This is a genomic window from Citrobacter sp. XT1-2-2 (genome assembly GCF_023516235.1).
Taxonomy (GTDB): Bacteria; Pseudomonadota; Gammaproteobacteria; order Enterobacterales; family Enterobacteriaceae; genus Citrobacter; species Citrobacter werkmanii.
The window spans coordinates 4,338,063-4,352,658 of the sequence record NZ_CP097324.1; the positions used below are offsets into that span (position 1 = coordinate 4,338,063).

Consider the following 14,596-nt stretch of genomic DNA (forward strand, 5'->3'; position numbering starts at 1 on the left):
AAACGCCAGCCGGTGAGGGCTGGCGTTTGTATGTGGGTGATGAGTAAGGTTCGGAGGCTAATCTGTACTGGCCTGTTGCAGAAGCTGGAGGTGTCGGAGGTCACGAACATCATTTCGTGCCTACTTAATCCAGGGCAACAACTTTGCTGAGTCGGTGTTGTTTTCGTCGTTGCCAAAGATGTTCCCCGTACCGCAATCTATATTGTCCTGCAGCCAGCCAATCAGAATGTTGGGAACGACCTCAGTGGTTAATTCTGGCATTAGAACTCCTTGTTGTGATTGTTGTTGAGTTACCAGTCAAAGGTGGCAAAGCCTGGCAGCACTTCGCCACAGGCATCCAGATGAACAATGCTGGCGGCGTAACGGCGCATAAGCGCCACCACCAGGCGACGACAGGTTTTCGACAAACCGAGACGTTTGAGGCGTAATACCGGAAACGACCACGCATCCAGATGCAACAGATAGCCGGAGCCGGTATACATAATCCATTCGCTGTCACCATGGTCTTCATATTGATGCGAAAGCGTGAACAGCAGGTTGTTGTCGGCTTCGGTGATATGTGCGGTGCTGCACCGGATACCGTTAAAGCGAGTGACAGGCAGGAGCGGATCTTCAGCCCCTGGTTCCCCAGGGGCTTCTGTAAAGCGTAATATGCAACCGTTATCACAGACTACATCGATCAGATTGGCCAGCTCAATTCCGTCGATATCAACAGCGATCCGCCCCATGTTAAGGGCCAGTATATTGACGGCATCAGCTTCCACAGTCAGAGACAGTTTCATCGGGTCACCCCACTGTATTTGCCGGTGGTGATGTCAGTCACCATTTTGTAGCCATTGGGTATCATCAGTCCGCAGGCCTTACGGGCGTGGAGGATATCAATGCTGGTGATAAGTGGTGACTGTGTTTCTGCGCTGAAACCGTGACGATCGGTGCGCACCAGTTCATATTTTTCCACGATAAAATTCACGGCGTCGCACAGTGAGATCCCGGTGTCTATGTGCTCCTGAATCACCTGTTCATCAGCAAATAGCGTGTCGTTTAGCGTGAGGCCGTAGTGTTTGTCCAGCAGGTGGCTCAGAAGTCGCTGCCAAATCTCCACGGGTGACAGACGTGGAGAAGCCTCCCGTGCCGGGGATACGGGTTGTGTTTGCATAAGGGGTATCTCGTTGTTGAAGGGGTAAAAAGAAAGGTGTTGCGTGGGTTATGACCTTACTGATGGTGTCGGATAAATCGCTATATAGATATAACCATGCGATCCGAGTGAGTCAGCCTCGCAGGTCAGTCCCTTTGCATACAGCGTGACGCAGTGGTGATGGCGGGGACTGAGTTCACCGGAAACCAGCATCAACTCCAGCTGTTTGAACAGCACAGGAAACGCCTGGTCGAGATGGCGTAAATCCGCGTCGGTGAATGTCCCGGTGATGCTGGCGCGGTCGGCCAGATAATGCAGCCGGTTGCCTTCCTGTACCAGCCGTGCACCGAAGCACGGGGTGATATTACGTTTCAGTCCCCACCACGGTTCAGAAATATGATGATTTGCCGGCAGTGTTTTATTCAACAAGGTCGTGCTCCTTGAATATGAGTTAACTGAGGGTGACGCTGCGCAGAACGACATACGGGCCGTTGCGGTCCTGGCGACGTTCAGCGAACACGGCCAGGACGCCGCTGATATCCTGGACCTCCTTCCCTGCATAGTGGCAGATGCTGCCGGACCAGGCGTATTTCCCGGAACAGAAGCGAAACAGCCTGGACTCAGGATGCTGGCGATATAGCGCCATCGCCTGACGTTTGCTGATAATCTTCATCGCTGCTCTCCTTACAGCCAGCCGCGTTCAGCGAATGACACTACTTCCATGCCGCCAACCACCAGATGGTCCGGCAGGCGGATATCCACCAGGTCCAGTGCCTGCTTAAGACGTTCCGTGAGGCGGCGGTCTGCCTCGCTGGGTTCTGCCAGGCCTGACGGATGATTGTGGGCAACGATGACGGCGGCTGCATTATATTTCAGGGCGGCTTTCACCACTTCCCGGGGATGGACTTCGGTATGACTGATAGTGCCGGTGAACAGTATCTCGTGGGCAATGAGGCGGTTCTGGTTGTCGAGGAACAGCACCATAAACACTTCGCGCTCTTCCCCTGCCAGGCGCAGGCGCAGCCAGTCCCGGGTGGCACCGGCGGAGGTGAAGGCCACACCGGGTTCACGCAACTGGCGCTCCAGCAGGTTCATTGCCCGCCGCAACGTTCGCCGGGCATACGGGGACAGGGGGACTTCCTGGTGTGGTGAGGTCAGTGACGGGAACATATCAGGCTGCGATGACGTGGGTAAGGGGGCCGGATTTGTCATGGTAATTCCCCTAATCAATGATACGCATAATTGCGTGGCAGTCCGGGTGCAGCAGGGCATAGTCCCGCAGGCGATAATAGTGCTCTGTCATGGCATCGCATTCGGTGCGGCAGGCGTAATGACTGTAAGTGATAAGGCAGACGGCTATCCCGGCAGCCTCAGCGCTCATCTCTGCGCCGTTACCGTTCATGCTGTTAAACAGTGTCCATTTCTCATCGTTTTCGCTCTCCGGGGCCATAAACGCACCACCATTGTTGAGGGTAAAGAAATTCCATATCCCGCCACAGTAGCCCCTGCAAAACCGGTCCATCCAGCCAAAAATGTGGGGTTCGAGGGTTATCCACTGCGGTATGCTGCCAAACTGCTGCGGCCAGAAGCTGATGCGGTTCTCATCGGCGACCTGTGTGGCGGCAATCTGGTTTTGAGCTGCGACGGGGACGGAGTCTGCGGGTGTGAACAGTGGCAGTGTGTTACTCGTCATGTTGATTTTCCTTGTGTATGACTATGTGAAATGAACTGAAGAAAGGGGTATTTCGTGGGAAGCGTTCCGGTTACTGGCTCAACAGATCCATCATGTTCTCAGCCATCACCCATAAAGCGCGGTTTAACTTCACGTCGCCATCAATGCCGTTCACGGCACGGGTGTGGCTGCGTTTACCCTTCGCGGTACGCCCGGGCAGACCACCTTTGAGCAGGTTTTCCTGCAGTCTCTGGTACGTGGTCCACAGGTCATCCTGACGGTCCTCATACCGTCGGGGAGTCAGTATCTGCGTAGCGGTCACTGGCTGGTGTTTTTCACCAAAACGGTATGTCAGTGCCGCATTCGCCATCGCCTGCTGTGCCGCTGGTGGAAGCAGCAGTGACTGCATGGCATCGCGTTTCTCTTCCACCCGGTCAAAGACCCCGAGAACCTCGTAAGCGCCTTCGATGACCTTTTCCACCACATTGCCTTTATGAGGGACACGTATCTCGCCAAAGGACTGGCCGCAGACCAGGGAGTTGGTGCAGACGCTGCGGAAGATACCGGGCAGCATCTGGTAACTTGATGAACCATCATGAGAATTCAGCAGAATGATTTCCGGGACCTGCTGACCGGTAATCTGTCCGGCACGGCGCAGCCTCAACATGTGCTTAGTGTGTTCACGTTTGCTCAGGTCCCGAACACGGGTCTGGCAGGCAAAGAACGGTTGAAAGCCCTCGCGTTGCAGGTTTTCCAGCAGGGTGATGGTAGGGATATAGCTGTAACGCTCAGAACGTGATGCATGCTTGTCTTCCCCGAAAACACTGGGAACGACCTGCATCAGTTCTTCGCGGGTTAAAGGGCGGTCGCGGCGTACTTGGTTAATTCGCCCGAAGCGACTGGCTAAGCGCATGGTTAACTCCTTATATGGCAGGAAAAGAAAAGGGCTGTTCCTCCCGAAGGAGGAACAGCCCTGTCAGTGCAGTGGTGTATCACCGGTTCAGTATTCACCGGCGAAGGTTGCAGATTCTTTTTTACAAGCAGCACCGAACAGCCGTTACGGATTGCCAGTTAAAGGTAAAAGCACTCTTGCTGGTTTGTACTGCTAACTCACTTCATTTAGATTTCTCGCAATCAACCGGCTGTATCATGGGGCATAAAACCGTATTGATGTCATCCGGCAGATGCTGCTATCAGAGGCTGTCAGCCTGTATAACCCCCTCTTCTGCCAGTGAATGGCTGATGTTGTTAGCTACCGTATCCGGGTCAAGTTTTATCTCTGCGAGCAGTTTTCCTGTCTCCGGGGTGCCCTTATAGACATAAAGGGAAGCAAATGGCTCTCCGGAATCATTCGAACCAGCTGAAACCTGATAACTGGTATCGCCATTTCTGACCGTAAAATCCTGAATACTGATGACCTGATTGTTCTGGTACGCGTAAGTGGTGCTACCCGCAGGAACAGTAAGATTCATTTCTTTGCTTTTTGTACCAATCTTACCGAATGAATACGAGACCGACGGCGTGACAATGCAAATCTCCACCTCTTTTTTGTGATTCGTAGTCTGTGCGTAAAACACCGGTTTTGCACAGCGCGGGGCATGAGCCTGAGGGAGCGCGTCCGTCGTCGCTGCATGCAAAACTGATGTCGCGGTGAATAACACGGCTGCACTCATCAGCAGATGTCGGATAATGGTTTTCACGGTTTTCATTTTCGTCACTCTCCTGCTTCGGGTAAAACGACATAAATATCCCGGCCCCTGACCTCAATGGTCACCGGCTCCTTTACACCGGTGTTCAGCAGGGCCTGTGCCCGCCAGAAACGGCCTTTTACTTCTTCCTGCATATCGGTTACGCGAATACAGCGTTCATCAAATCCCTCGTCCCGCAGAATTTTTGTCACCACGCTGCAGGCACTCTGCGCCAGGTTTTCCGTACCAGACCGCTGGTTAAGCAGGTATATCGCCACGAATGACAGCACGGTACACAGCAGCCAGACCTGCATCAGCCGCCAGGGTTTGCCCTGTATCTGGTCACGCTGGCGCAGGTACACCACCGGGAACCAGAACCAGACAAAGGACGGGGGCGTTATGCCCTGCTTCATCAGGTTTGTCCGGTCCAGCAACACCCAGGCCAGGGCAACAGCCATGTAAATGACAAGTGCGACTGTCTGTGGAAAATTGAGGAACAGCACGACCCAGATTGCAGGGAGTACGGCCGCGAGGCACCAGGCAAACATATCCTGACGCAGTAATGGATATGATTTCATTTCAGGGTCTCCCTGTGAATACAGGCACCCGTCATCACGGAGATAAAATGAAGCATATAATATTCCTTTATAAATAATTGATTAAATAGAATTAATAACCGGGGATATCTTCATGGACAGCACAGATCGTACTGGCTAATCAGAAGGCGGGATAATTGTTAATTCAGATCGATATGCGCAAACCGATCGTTGATATCTATCACTAATAACGATCAATAAATTTCTTTCAATAGTCATTGACTATCATGCATTGCGATTTCGATCGTCGAAACAGATCGAAACGGCAGTGATAAAAGAAAGGTAAAATCAGAACAGAAGATGCCAGACGACATGAATAAGGGACAGAAACCGCCGACGGAGTCGCTGTAACTGACGCACCAGTTTCCCTGAGGTCTGCACAACTGAAGCCGCTTCGTCAAAAATCGTTCCGGCGACACTGACGAACCCTTCCCGTGCGGTATGCTGAACACGTTCAGTGCGTAACTCTGCGTTCAGGTGGCGTGAAACGGCACTGCAGCTGTTAACTGGCAGGGCCTGAATCAGTGCCTCCGCCCACAGCTCCAGGTTGTAGTATTCCGTGGCGGATACCGCAATGACCGGATGGACTGCGGCAAACAGCGTCATGGCAAGCTCTGTTTTGGTGGCGAGGTTTTCAGACTGGTTTGCAGAAGGCTGATGATTTGAATTGTCCCATTCGCGACAGGGCTCCATTTTGTCGGCCTGTGTGAGGACAAACAGAAAATGCTCCGGCTCTGCTCCCGCGTTCAGCAGTTCACGGTAGCAGCGCAGGTCATCTTTCCAGGCCCGGTCATCTGCTTTCAGCGCCCAGACAATCAGGTCCAGTTTTGAGGACCATGCCCGGTACAGCCGACGATACTGTCTGTCGAGTTCCGGGGTTTCGGCAATGCCGGGAAAATCTGCAATATAAAGAGTATGTGACCCGCGCCTGATATGATACCGGTTAACGCGTCGGGTGCAGCCCCTGGCCGCATCCACGCTGGCAGGTGGCGGACTGAAAAGGGTATTGCACAGGCTGGATTTTCCGGCTCCCGATTTTCCCATAATGCCAATCACCGGCTCGTAGTGAACACACCGGAGTATTCGTTCGACCATCGCATCCGGCAGGCCGCCGGGAAGACAGGACAGGGACTGCTTCAGGGCATCGGAAACCTGCCCGGTATGGGTACTGTCTGACACATTGACCTCCGTGAGTTAAACAACAGGCGGCAGCGATACGGGCTACCGTACTCACGGGGGTAATATCGGTCTGAATATATTTACAGCTAAAAACATCAGACTGAAACTTATCCGAAATGCCGTTTTTTCTGAGAGGCATTCATCGCTTTTAGCCTGAGCCTGTCCTTATTGGCGTTGATGTCAATGCCCTTTATCAAAATGGGAGGGAGTCTGTCAGACGGAAATGCTTTAGCTGTTTTTCGTACAGGGATAAAAAATGCGCCGGCCTTGTCCTGAGGTGCATACTCTGCCACCTGGCATAACCCGGTATGTTTGTTTACTTTTGGGTTTGAAAGATCTCTGTATTTTATATATCTGATATTTTCAAAATCATACTTTCCACCCCATTTCTCCCATTCAACTCTGTTGACCCTGATGATAATACAACTGGCTATAAATGTTCCCTGACAATGGTGCTCAGTCGTTATGTTGTCGCTGTAAGAACAATGTATATCTGTTTTTATGACTATAAGGAGATCGTCATTGTTGTATGTCTGATGGGGATTCTTTAGAGAGGCTTTGTTAATATCAAAATCGATTTCCTGATCGATTGCTTTCATTATATCCTTGTGTACGAATCTTATTCGCGATTTTTCATCTTTGCCTGTTACCATCAAACAAGGGAAGGATATATCCCCTGAAACATCATAACGATGGACAGCAGTATACTCAGGGTAAATGTGCACTCCCGCCGACGTATCCATTTTACTGCGGGTTGTGTCGGCGACTTCTCTTTCACGCGATACCAGGGAGTAAAGGTAGTGTGACGCACTTTTCTTTCCATTTGTCTTTAATGCTTTCTCCCGGAGAAATGCTTCTGTTTCATCATCAGAGTAATACATTGTTGCCTTGTATTTATAACCCATCCTCTCCCTCTCATCGTCATGATAATTACATCAATAAAAGCGTTCCAGGTAACCCGGTTCACTGCCTGCTTTCTGAAATGCCGCAAAGATGTTCCTGTCAGACAGCAGTGCTATCATGCAATAGTAACCTACTTTATATTAGTTAAATAAATTAATAGTACCTTGTATGGAGTGGTTTACAAATCGCTCGGAGATTTTCGTCTGTCCGCCAACTCACATGCCTCTGCCTGTCAGGATTGTACCTGTGGCCCGCTGGACCAGTTTGAATCGGTGGTTTTATAGGCATGGAATACACTTTTAAAAGTGACCTACTTTATTATAAATTAATGTAAATCAGCCAGATGAGTGTGTTGTGGTGCTTGCCTGCTTACATTCTGTAAGTCAGATGCCTTCCTGCCTGCGGGGCTGACAGAGCGAGCATTACATAATCATTATTTTATTACACGACCTTCCCATCCTCTGAGGAAGGCTGCAACACAACACTGAGAACAGTCATTCCTCCTTTCACTTTTAACGTAAAGGAGATTCCCCATGAACACATCCCCCGCATTGCTGAACGACCAGCTTGTCGATATGACATTCATCACCACCTACACCGAAATGACGGATAAATGGTTCTACAAACTCATCAGCGAAGGCCAGTTCCCGAAGCCCATCAAGCTGGGTCGCAGTTCCCGCTGGCTGAAGAGTGAAGTCGAAACTTGGATGCAGCAACGTATTGCGGATTCACGCGGTAACTGATTATATCTGTCAGAACGAACCTCGAAATAAGTATTTTTTTTGTTGTGTTCTGATATGGCTAACCCTGGAGTAAAAAATGAGCGCGTTAAATATATGGCCCCGCACTAGAGAAGGCTTTGTTATATATTTATCGTGATTATCCGTACAGTATATATATTATATACACACTCATGCATGCACTTATATACTCATGGTATCTATTCACAATATACTCTTTTACAGGGTTAAGTATACAGGGTGAGAGTATACTGTTAAACAATGGTAATTAACACTGAAAGTTAACGAAACAATTTGAGTTAATGTTTAAATGAGATACTAGTCAGGGAGGCATTATCATGAAGTATGATTTTAATGCCTTCTTCAAAATTACACAAAAGGGTCCTCATAACGCATATAAATAATTCCCGCACGGGCTCCCTGGTAAGGTGGTTAATAAATTGCGATAACGGATAATGGTTAAGGTAAATCTCATTCAACATCATATGAATATCTGTCAGTTAAACATTCACCACCAGTAATCGCATCTGCGTTTGTTGATAAATATCCGACAGCACTCTGCCTTTCCACCCTCTGACACATTAATCCCCATTCGTGTATTCATCACTGCCATTCGTTATGGCAGGGAATTCGCTCGCCTGAAACAAACAAAAAGGAGTAACACTTATGACCAATAGTAAATTTGGCCCACTGAATTCTGGTTATATGAAACGTATCAGAGATGTCACCTACCTGGCGACAAATGCCCATGCCAGAACATGCGTATTCACCTTCGTTCTCAGACTGCCTGAGTATCGCGATAACGATGATAGCATTACCAGTACGCCTGACCTGAAGGCAGGGTTAATGGAACGTTTCACTGATGCACTGAGAGCCCGTATAACAGCCCATCAGAAACGACGTAAGCGGGAAGGCCTCCAGGTATGTCCAACGAACCTGAGATATGTCTGGGTACGTGAAACTGGAGAGCGCGACAAATCGCATTACCACGCTGCAATATTTGTTAACAAAGATACCTTCAACGGCTTAGGGAATTATTCAAAGGAAGGCCATAACCTGGGGAGTTACATCTGCGAGGCCTGGCTGAGTGCGCTGGGTCTGCTCGAATTTCCTGAATACCGAACGCTTGTTTCCCTCAACAACACGCCACACTATCTGGAGCGTCTTCGGGTGGACCGCTATAGTCAACAGTTACTGGAACTATGGCGCCATCTGGAATACTTTGCCAAAGAACGCACCAAGTCCTACAGCAAGGAAGAACGCTCATTCGGGGGAAGTGTCAGATAAGCAAAGAGAGCGTTGGGGGATACATTCTCCCTTGCAGTGATGCAGTTCATTTTCCTCCTGTTCAAGGTTATTCTAGAGGCATTCAGCTCGAGTCAACCATTCAGAAGCACAAAGACCAGCTCTCAAAGAAAAATCTTTCCAAACAAATAACCGGAGCTGTCGCTCCGGCTCGGATTCACTCATTACTCAAAGTAATCCATATCTAGCTTGGGCATTTTAACCAAACGGGAAGAAACACCGACTTCGTTCTCAATCATCAAATGAACCAGGCGTTCACCATCAACCAAAACCATGCCCTCAACGGAATGGGCAAAATCTCGTGCCTGAGAAGTAAAACCGGAAGTGGTGATAAACACGCCACGTTTGGCCTTTTGTCCCGCCAGCGCACCATAAAAAGCCTGGAGTTCCGGGCGGCCAACTGTGTTCTGCCAGCGTTTAGCCTGTACGTAAACCTTTTCGAGTCCCAGTTTATCGAGCGAGATGATACCGTCGATGCCACCATCACCGCTACCTCCCACACGTTGTAGGTCATCCCGATGTCCGCCATATCCCAGACGATGAAGAACATCCAGGACGATAACCTCAAAACGTGCTGGGGAGACTTGCAACAGATTTTCTAACAGCTCATCAGCAACCGCGTCCCGTAGCTCTTTTAACGCCTGATCAAGTCGATCATCCGGGCTGCTTTTTGCCAGCTCTTCCTGATTCAGTACCACTGGTCTTGGATCAAGATCGACAGCATCTGGCTGCTGTTTTAGCTTCACGTTCATGAAATTAAACGCCAGATGGTTCACTTCCCCGTCAGTGAGTGGCTGGGTATGGGCATGTACCCAATTAACCCCTTCTGGCGTTAAGCACCACTTTCCTCTGGATAAACTTTGCGATAAACCGGCTCGCTTCAGGCGGTCATGTGCCCAACCAGCCCGATTTTTATAAACTAACTGACCGCTGGCAATCACTTCTGCCCGCTGATTATCATCAAGATTAAGTGCATCAGCAGCGGCTTCGTGCGCATCGCGAGCCGGTACGCCATTGGGTTTATCAGCCAAATAGCGTAGCAATGGCTCAATAAATTTATCGTAGGTAGGAACAGCCATAGAAACATCCCTGATAATGTTTTTATTGGATAGGTTGGTAGCTTAGCGTGATGAACATGTATATGTACCCACTGTTACCAATTTAACTGACTAAGGTAAACCTCATCTCCACATCATAAATCAGAAAATATCATCCCAGCCATCCCATCCAATCTCTTCTTGGTCTTCTCCCAGTCCGGCATTACCTGTCCCATGAGCCGGTAGAAGCGTTCACTATGGTTATGCTCGGCCAGATGGCAGAGCTCATGCAAAATCACATAGTCGATGCATTCCCGGGGAGCTTTGACCAGGTTTGGGTTAAGGGTGAGCCGACCGTTAGGTGAGCAACTCCCCCACTGTGTTTGCATGGTGAGAATGCGCAATGGTGGCAGAGCGTTGACCCACAGAGCCTGCTCGAGCATGGCCTCAAGCCGTTTGGCGAAAACATCCTTGGCACGGGTTTTATACCAATCAATAAGAAGTTGCCGGACCTTTTCATGGCTCTTCTGACGCAAGGTAACTTCCAGCTTTCCGCGCAACATTTTTACGCGTTGTACCCCCGCAGGTTCTTCAATTACCTTCAGCAAGTATTGTTTGCCAAGGTAATAATGGCTCTCGCCGCTGATATACTTCCGTGGCGTAATATACTCAAGCTGTTTGCGGAAATCTCGAAGCTGCTGGTAAATCCAGCGTCCTCGCTTTTTCACTGCCGTCAGGACGGCCAGATCATCAGCCTCTTCAGGTGCAGAGACAACCACCCGGCAATCAGGATGCACCTTAATCAACACGCGGCTTCTTGCATAGGGACGAGGCTCACGATCAAAGTTGATCCACTCGTCTCCGTAGATAAAGCTCATAGCCTGCGTTTGCGTATGAATGGGCACAGCTTACACTCCACTCAATCCGACACGGGTAATTTGTACAATCATCTCGACGATCTTCTTCGCCTGGTCCATACCGCCGCCAATAGCTTTGCATTCTTTAAACATCAATGGCAGCAGCTTTTTCCTGATATCTGCTTCAATGTTCTGCGGGTTTATCGAGTTTTCGGCCACCGAGGTTTCAACTGAACGATCCACATCAAACGCCAGTTTTATCCACTTATCCTGAACTTGCGAATCGGTAATCGAGAAGACCTCTGGCAGAATTTTCTTGAATACGCCAAAATAAGCCTGAGCATGGTGGTTACCGGCGAATGCATCTGGAATATCATTCAAACGGCGTTCCTGCACCTGCTCTTCAAACTCCCGGAAAAGCATATATTGCTTGAGCGGATGCTCGAATAACTTCTCAGCTTCTTCGATAGCTTGCCGTAATAGCTTAGAGAATGCCTCCTGCGCATAGGGATCATCACGCAGTTCTTGTTCGATCATACGAGTAACACGCGTTTTTATGATGTCGGTTTCGTTACGGATTTTATCTTCGCTCCACTTTTCTGGCTGCGCTTGTCCCATCTTGTTTACTTCGTAAACACCATCAGGTTCCCGAACTTCTACACCAACAACATGCTTATCGAGTAACTTTTTGACCTGCTCGGCATATTCATCATAGTCGATACGCTCACCGGCATCTTGCTGCACTAACTGGCGTAAACTGGAGAACTGCATCACCGTCTCTTTGTAATGACGGCGATCATCTTCACTAAAGCTCTTGTCTTCAAAGAAGGTGGCTGATTGCAATGCAACTTTTAAGCAACTGGCAAATTCAGTCAGTGCCTCGTAAAAGTCTTCACGTATTTTCAGGTGCACATCTACCAGTTCGCCATTTTTTTCTTCAATGCGTGGTACCAATACCTGACGCAGTTGCTCGGTATCTTGCCTATTCTTCACACCGTCAAAAATCGCCCACAGGTTTTTATAAAGCTGCGGTAGACGTTTGTATTCGGTGCTCATCTGATTATAGAGCCCGGCAAGATCATCAATCTCGTAACCACCCTGGGTGCGGGATGCGAGTTTCTGGTACTTCTCTATGGTGGTATCCAGCTCTTTAAGAATGCCGCGATAATCAATGAGCAGTCCGAATTTCTTCTTAGGGTGCAAACGGTTAACTCGTGCTATCGCCTGAATCAGGTTGTGTCCTTTGAGCTGCTTATCGATGTAAAGCACTGCGTTCTTGGGCTCATCAAAGCCGGTTAGCAGCTTATCGACCACAATCAGCAATTTCAGCGAATCGTCTTTATCAAAGCGGTCTATCACATTTCTGGTGTAGGATTGTTCATCCTGTTGACCGACATTCTCTTTCCACCATTTAACAACTTCAGGTGTGGTAGATTCATCAACTTCGGTGTTACCTTCACGAGTGTCAGGGGCGCTGATCACCACCGCGGATTCAAACAGCCCGACCTCATCCAGATATTTCTTGTACTTGATGGCAGCGGCTTTACTGTCACAAGCAAGCTGACCTTTTAAACCTTCGTCGATGTTTTTCACGAAGTGATTGGCAATATCTAATGCAATCAGACGAATACGATCGTCTGCGGTGTAGATCTGCCCTTTACTTGCATATTTGCGTTTAAGATCGGTTTTTTGCTGGTCGCTTAATCCTTCGGTGATTCGCTCAAACCAGCTATCGAGAGCACGTTCATTCACATCCAGATCGGGAATGCGCTCTTCATAAAGTAGTGGCGTTACGGCTTTATCATCCGTTGCTCGCTGCATCGTATAAGCATGGATGATAGAACCAAATTTATTGGTCGTTTTATCATCTTTCAGCAATGGAGTACCAGTAAAAGCAACGAATGCGGCTTTCGGCAACGCCTGCATCATGCGGATATGGTTTTCACCCCCCTGGCTACGGTGGCCTTCATCAATCAACACAATAATATCTGAACTGGTATTGATGCATTCAGGCTGCCTGATGGCGGTATTAAACTTCTGGATCAACGAGAAGATAATACGCTCAGTGCCCTTACCAATTTGTTCTGCCAAACGCCTGCCGGATGTCGCGATCGCCGCTGACTTGTCCCTCTTCCCAGAGAGCTCTCCACTGGAGATAAAGGTACGGCTAAGCTGGTTTTCCAAATCGACGCGGTCGGTAACTACCACAATGCGGCATTGCTTTAAGCTTTCATGCAAGATCAGCGCTTTACTCAGAAATACCATCGTCAACGATTTACCCGAACCGGTGGTATGCCAAATAACGCCACCTTCACGGCTACCATCAGGTCTTTTGGTATTGATACGCTCAATCAAGCGTTTGATACCAAAAACTTGCTGATAGCGAGCAACAACCTTGCCGACTTTTTTATCAAACAGCGTATAAAAGCGAATCATGTCCAGCAGACGTTCAGGCAATAATAGGCTGATTAACAGCTTATCTTGCCCGGTCACAGCCAACTCTCCCGCAGCGACCAAACCTTGGAACCAATCCCCAACAGCTACTGGTCGATGACCAAATAGCTTATCTAGCTGTTCAGGCAGAAGCTTTTGATTCTTGATGACATACATTTCAGCATCAGAAAGGTCCTCTTCACGCCAGGTGGCCCAGAATTTAGCCGACGTTCCACAGGTACCGTAACGGCCATCATGGCCATTAATCGACAACAGTAACTGACTGTAAACAAACAGGCGTGGAATTTCATCGTGGCGCTGGTTACGGAGAGTTTGTGATATCCCTTCACCAATGGTTGGCATTTTTTTTGCGTTTCCATCCGGACGCTTGGCTTCAATGACCACCAATGGAATACCATTCACAAAACAGACGATATCTGGCCTACGTGATTCAACGCCGTTAGCACGCGTTACCGTGAATTCCTCAGTAAAAACAAAACTGTTATTCGTTGGATGGTGCCAATCAATTAAGGCAATGGTTGGGTTTGCCTTTTTACCATCGATAAACTCGGTAACGGAAATACCGTACATCAAATGGTTATAGAGACGCTCATTGGCAGTGAGTAGCCCCTGATTCAAGGCAGGGCTGTTGACTTCAGCAATCAGATTATCAATAGCCTTGTCGGAAAGAGAATATTCTTTTCCACCATACGTAAAAGTACGCTTTGCCAGTTGCTCCCTGAGCAGGTGCGTCAACAAAACCTGATCAGGTTTGCCTGCTCGGGCAGCCAGAGCTTCTTCAGGAGAAAGGTAAGACCAGCCAAGGTTAGTCAGCAGCGCCAAAGCCGGAAGCTTAGCACTGTATTCTTCCTGAAATTTTGGGGCATATTGGGTGCTCATTTTACTCCCTTATCTTTAGGATCGACCTTCCACTGCAGCAACGCTGTAATATCCTGCCTCCCCTTCTGCTGCTTTCAAACGACGCTGTTGTTAGGCAAAAAGGTCATATTCAGCTTGGGTTTTATTATCCGCCATTTTCTTGATTACCTCT

The 14,596-nt window shown here is 48.9% G+C and carries 17 protein-coding genes; 2 read left to right on the forward strand and 15 right to left on the reverse strand.

Annotated elements, in window-relative coordinates; genetic code table 11:
• Positions 1-120: 120 nt before the first annotated feature.
• The 12 genes from M4I31_RS20635 to M4I31_RS20690 form a co-directional block, all read right to left on the reverse strand.
• Positions 121-261 (reverse strand): hypothetical protein, encoded by a 141-nt coding sequence (locus tag M4I31_RS20635; RefSeq protein WP_250856813.1) that lies wholly within the window; start codon positions 259-261, stop codon positions 121-123.
• A 29-nt stretch (positions 262-290) separates the two neighbouring features.
• On the reverse strand, positions 291-782 hold the full coding sequence (locus M4I31_RS20640; protein ID WP_250856814.1) for a DUF5983 family protein: 492 nt from the start codon (positions 780-782) through the stop codon (positions 291-293).
• Positions 779-1,156, reverse strand: a complete 378-nt coding sequence (locus M4I31_RS20645; protein ID WP_250856815.1) for a TA system toxin CbtA family protein — start codon at positions 1,154-1,156, stop codon at positions 779-781. Before M4I31_RS20645 ends, M4I31_RS20640 begins: the two co-directional genes overlap by 4 nt.
• Before the next feature lie 48 nt (positions 1,157-1,204).
• Positions 1,205-1,564, reverse strand: a complete 360-nt coding sequence (locus tag M4I31_RS20650; RefSeq protein ID WP_286531200.1) for a type IV toxin-antitoxin system YeeU family antitoxin — start codon at positions 1,562-1,564, stop codon at positions 1,205-1,207.
• A gap of 22 nt (positions 1,565-1,586) precedes the next feature.
• Complete coding sequence (locus M4I31_RS20655) at positions 1,587-1,808, reverse strand: DUF987 domain-containing protein (RefSeq protein ID WP_250856816.1); 222 nt, start codon at positions 1,806-1,808, stop codon at positions 1,587-1,589.
• A gap of 11 nt (positions 1,809-1,819) precedes the next feature.
• Entirely contained in the window at positions 1,820-2,305 is a 486-nt protein-coding gene (gene radC / locus M4I31_RS20660) for a DNA repair protein RadC (protein ID WP_250856876.1), read from the reverse strand.
• Positions 2,306-2,357: 52 nt separating this feature from the next.
• The gene (locus tag M4I31_RS20665; RefSeq protein WP_250856817.1) at positions 2,358-2,828 is read right to left on the reverse strand and encodes an antirestriction protein; all 471 of its coding nucleotides are present in this window, start codon (positions 2,826-2,828) and stop codon (positions 2,358-2,360) included.
• A gap of 70 nt (positions 2,829-2,898) precedes the next feature.
• On the reverse strand, positions 2,899-3,720 hold the full coding sequence (locus M4I31_RS20670; protein ID WP_250856818.1) for a DUF932 domain-containing protein: 822 nt from the start codon (positions 3,718-3,720) through the stop codon (positions 2,899-2,901).
• Between the two features lie 280 nt (positions 3,721-4,000).
• A complete protein-coding gene (locus M4I31_RS20675; protein ID WP_250856819.1) occupies positions 4,001-4,516 on the reverse strand; it encodes a hypothetical protein in 516 nt (171 codons plus the stop codon).
• A 5-nt stretch (positions 4,517-4,521) separates the two neighbouring features.
• Positions 4,522-5,073: a hypothetical protein gene (locus M4I31_RS20680; protein WP_250856820.1), complete on the reverse strand. Its 552-nt coding sequence runs from the start codon at positions 5,071-5,073 to the stop codon at positions 4,522-4,524.
• A 306-nt stretch (positions 5,074-5,379) separates the two neighbouring features.
• On the reverse strand, positions 5,380-6,270 hold the full coding sequence (locus tag M4I31_RS20685; protein WP_250856821.1) for a GTPase family protein: 891 nt from the start codon (positions 6,268-6,270) through the stop codon (positions 5,380-5,382).
• A 107-nt stretch (positions 6,271-6,377) separates the two neighbouring features.
• The gene (locus tag M4I31_RS20690; protein ID WP_250856822.1) at positions 6,378-7,175 is read right to left on the reverse strand and encodes a hypothetical protein; all 798 of its coding nucleotides are present in this window, start codon (positions 7,173-7,175) and stop codon (positions 6,378-6,380) included.
• A gap of 531 nt (positions 7,176-7,706) precedes the next feature.
• Here M4I31_RS20690 and M4I31_RS20695 point away from each other — a divergent pair.
• The gene (locus tag M4I31_RS20695) at positions 7,707-7,916 is read left to right on the forward strand and encodes an AlpA family transcriptional regulator (RefSeq protein WP_250856823.1); all 210 of its coding nucleotides are present in this window, start codon (positions 7,707-7,709) and stop codon (positions 7,914-7,916) included.
• Positions 7,917-8,579: 663 nt separating this feature from the next.
• Entirely contained in the window at positions 8,580-9,200 is a 621-nt protein-coding gene (locus M4I31_RS20700) for an inovirus Gp2 family protein (protein WP_250856824.1), read from the forward strand.
• A gap of 182 nt (positions 9,201-9,382) precedes the next feature.
• On the opposite strand, the gene M4I31_RS20705 is transcribed toward M4I31_RS20700, so the two are convergent.
• From M4I31_RS20705 to M4I31_RS20715, 3 genes are all read right to left on the reverse strand, one after another.
• The gene (locus tag M4I31_RS20705) at positions 9,383-10,297 is read right to left on the reverse strand and encodes a restriction endonuclease (protein WP_061584400.1); all 915 of its coding nucleotides are present in this window, start codon (positions 10,295-10,297) and stop codon (positions 9,383-9,385) included.
• Positions 10,298-10,410: 113 nt separating this feature from the next.
• A complete protein-coding gene (locus tag M4I31_RS20710) occupies positions 10,411-11,133 on the reverse strand; it encodes a M48 family metallopeptidase (protein WP_061584405.1) in 723 nt (240 codons plus the stop codon).
• 30 nt (positions 11,134-11,163) lie between these two features.
• Entirely contained in the window at positions 11,164-14,445 is a 3,282-nt protein-coding gene (locus tag M4I31_RS20715) for a type I restriction endonuclease subunit R (RefSeq protein WP_250856825.1), read from the reverse strand.
• Between the last annotated feature and the right edge of the window lie 151 nt (positions 14,446-14,596).

Bases quoted from the DNA above. Each gene is read 5' to 3' on its own strand.
- M4I31_RS20635 (WP_250856813.1), bottom strand. From the start codon at position 261: ATGCCAGAATTAACCACTGAGGTCGTTCCCAACATTCTGATTGGCTGG.
- M4I31_RS20640 (WP_250856814.1), bottom strand. From the start codon at position 782: ATGAAACTGTCTCTGACTGTGGAAGCTGATGCCGTCAATATACTGGCC.
- M4I31_RS20645 (WP_250856815.1), bottom strand. From the start codon at position 1,156: ATGCAAACACAACCCGTATCCCCGGCACGGGAGGCTTCTCCACGTCTG.
- M4I31_RS20655 (WP_250856816.1), bottom strand. From the start codon at position 1,808: ATGAAGATTATCAGCAAACGTCAGGCGATGGCGCTATATCGCCAGCAT.
- radC (WP_250856876.1), bottom strand. From the start codon at position 2,305: ATGTTCCCGTCACTGACCTCACCACACCAGGAAGTCCCCCTGTCCCCG.
- M4I31_RS20665 (WP_250856817.1), bottom strand. From the start codon at position 2,828: ATGACGAGTAACACACTGCCACTGTTCACACCCGCAGACTCCGTCCCC.
- M4I31_RS20670 (WP_250856818.1), bottom strand. From the start codon at position 3,720: ATGCGCTTAGCCAGTCGCTTCGGGCGAATTAACCAAGTACGCCGCGAC.
- M4I31_RS20675 (WP_250856819.1), bottom strand. From the start codon at position 4,516: ATGAAAACCGTGAAAACCATTATCCGACATCTGCTGATGAGTGCAGCC.
- M4I31_RS20680 (WP_250856820.1), bottom strand. From the start codon at position 5,073: ATGAAATCATATCCATTACTGCGTCAGGATATGTTTGCCTGGTGCCTC.
- M4I31_RS20690 (WP_250856822.1), bottom strand. From the start codon at position 7,175: ATGGGTTATAAATACAAGGCAACAATGTATTACTCTGATGATGAAACA.
- M4I31_RS20695 (WP_250856823.1), top strand. From the start codon at position 7,707: ATGAACACATCCCCCGCATTGCTGAACGACCAGCTTGTCGATATGACA.
- M4I31_RS20700 (WP_250856824.1), top strand. From the start codon at position 8,580: ATGACCAATAGTAAATTTGGCCCACTGAATTCTGGTTATATGAAACGT.
- M4I31_RS20705 (WP_061584400.1), bottom strand. From the start codon at position 10,297: ATGGCTGTTCCTACCTACGATAAATTTATTGAGCCATTGCTACGCTAT.
- M4I31_RS20710 (WP_061584405.1), bottom strand. From the start codon at position 11,133: ATGAGCTTTATCTACGGAGACGAGTGGATCAACTTTGATCGTGAGCCT.
- M4I31_RS20715 (WP_250856825.1), bottom strand. From the start codon at position 14,445: ATGAGCACCCAATATGCCCCAAAATTTCAGGAAGAATACAGTGCTAAG.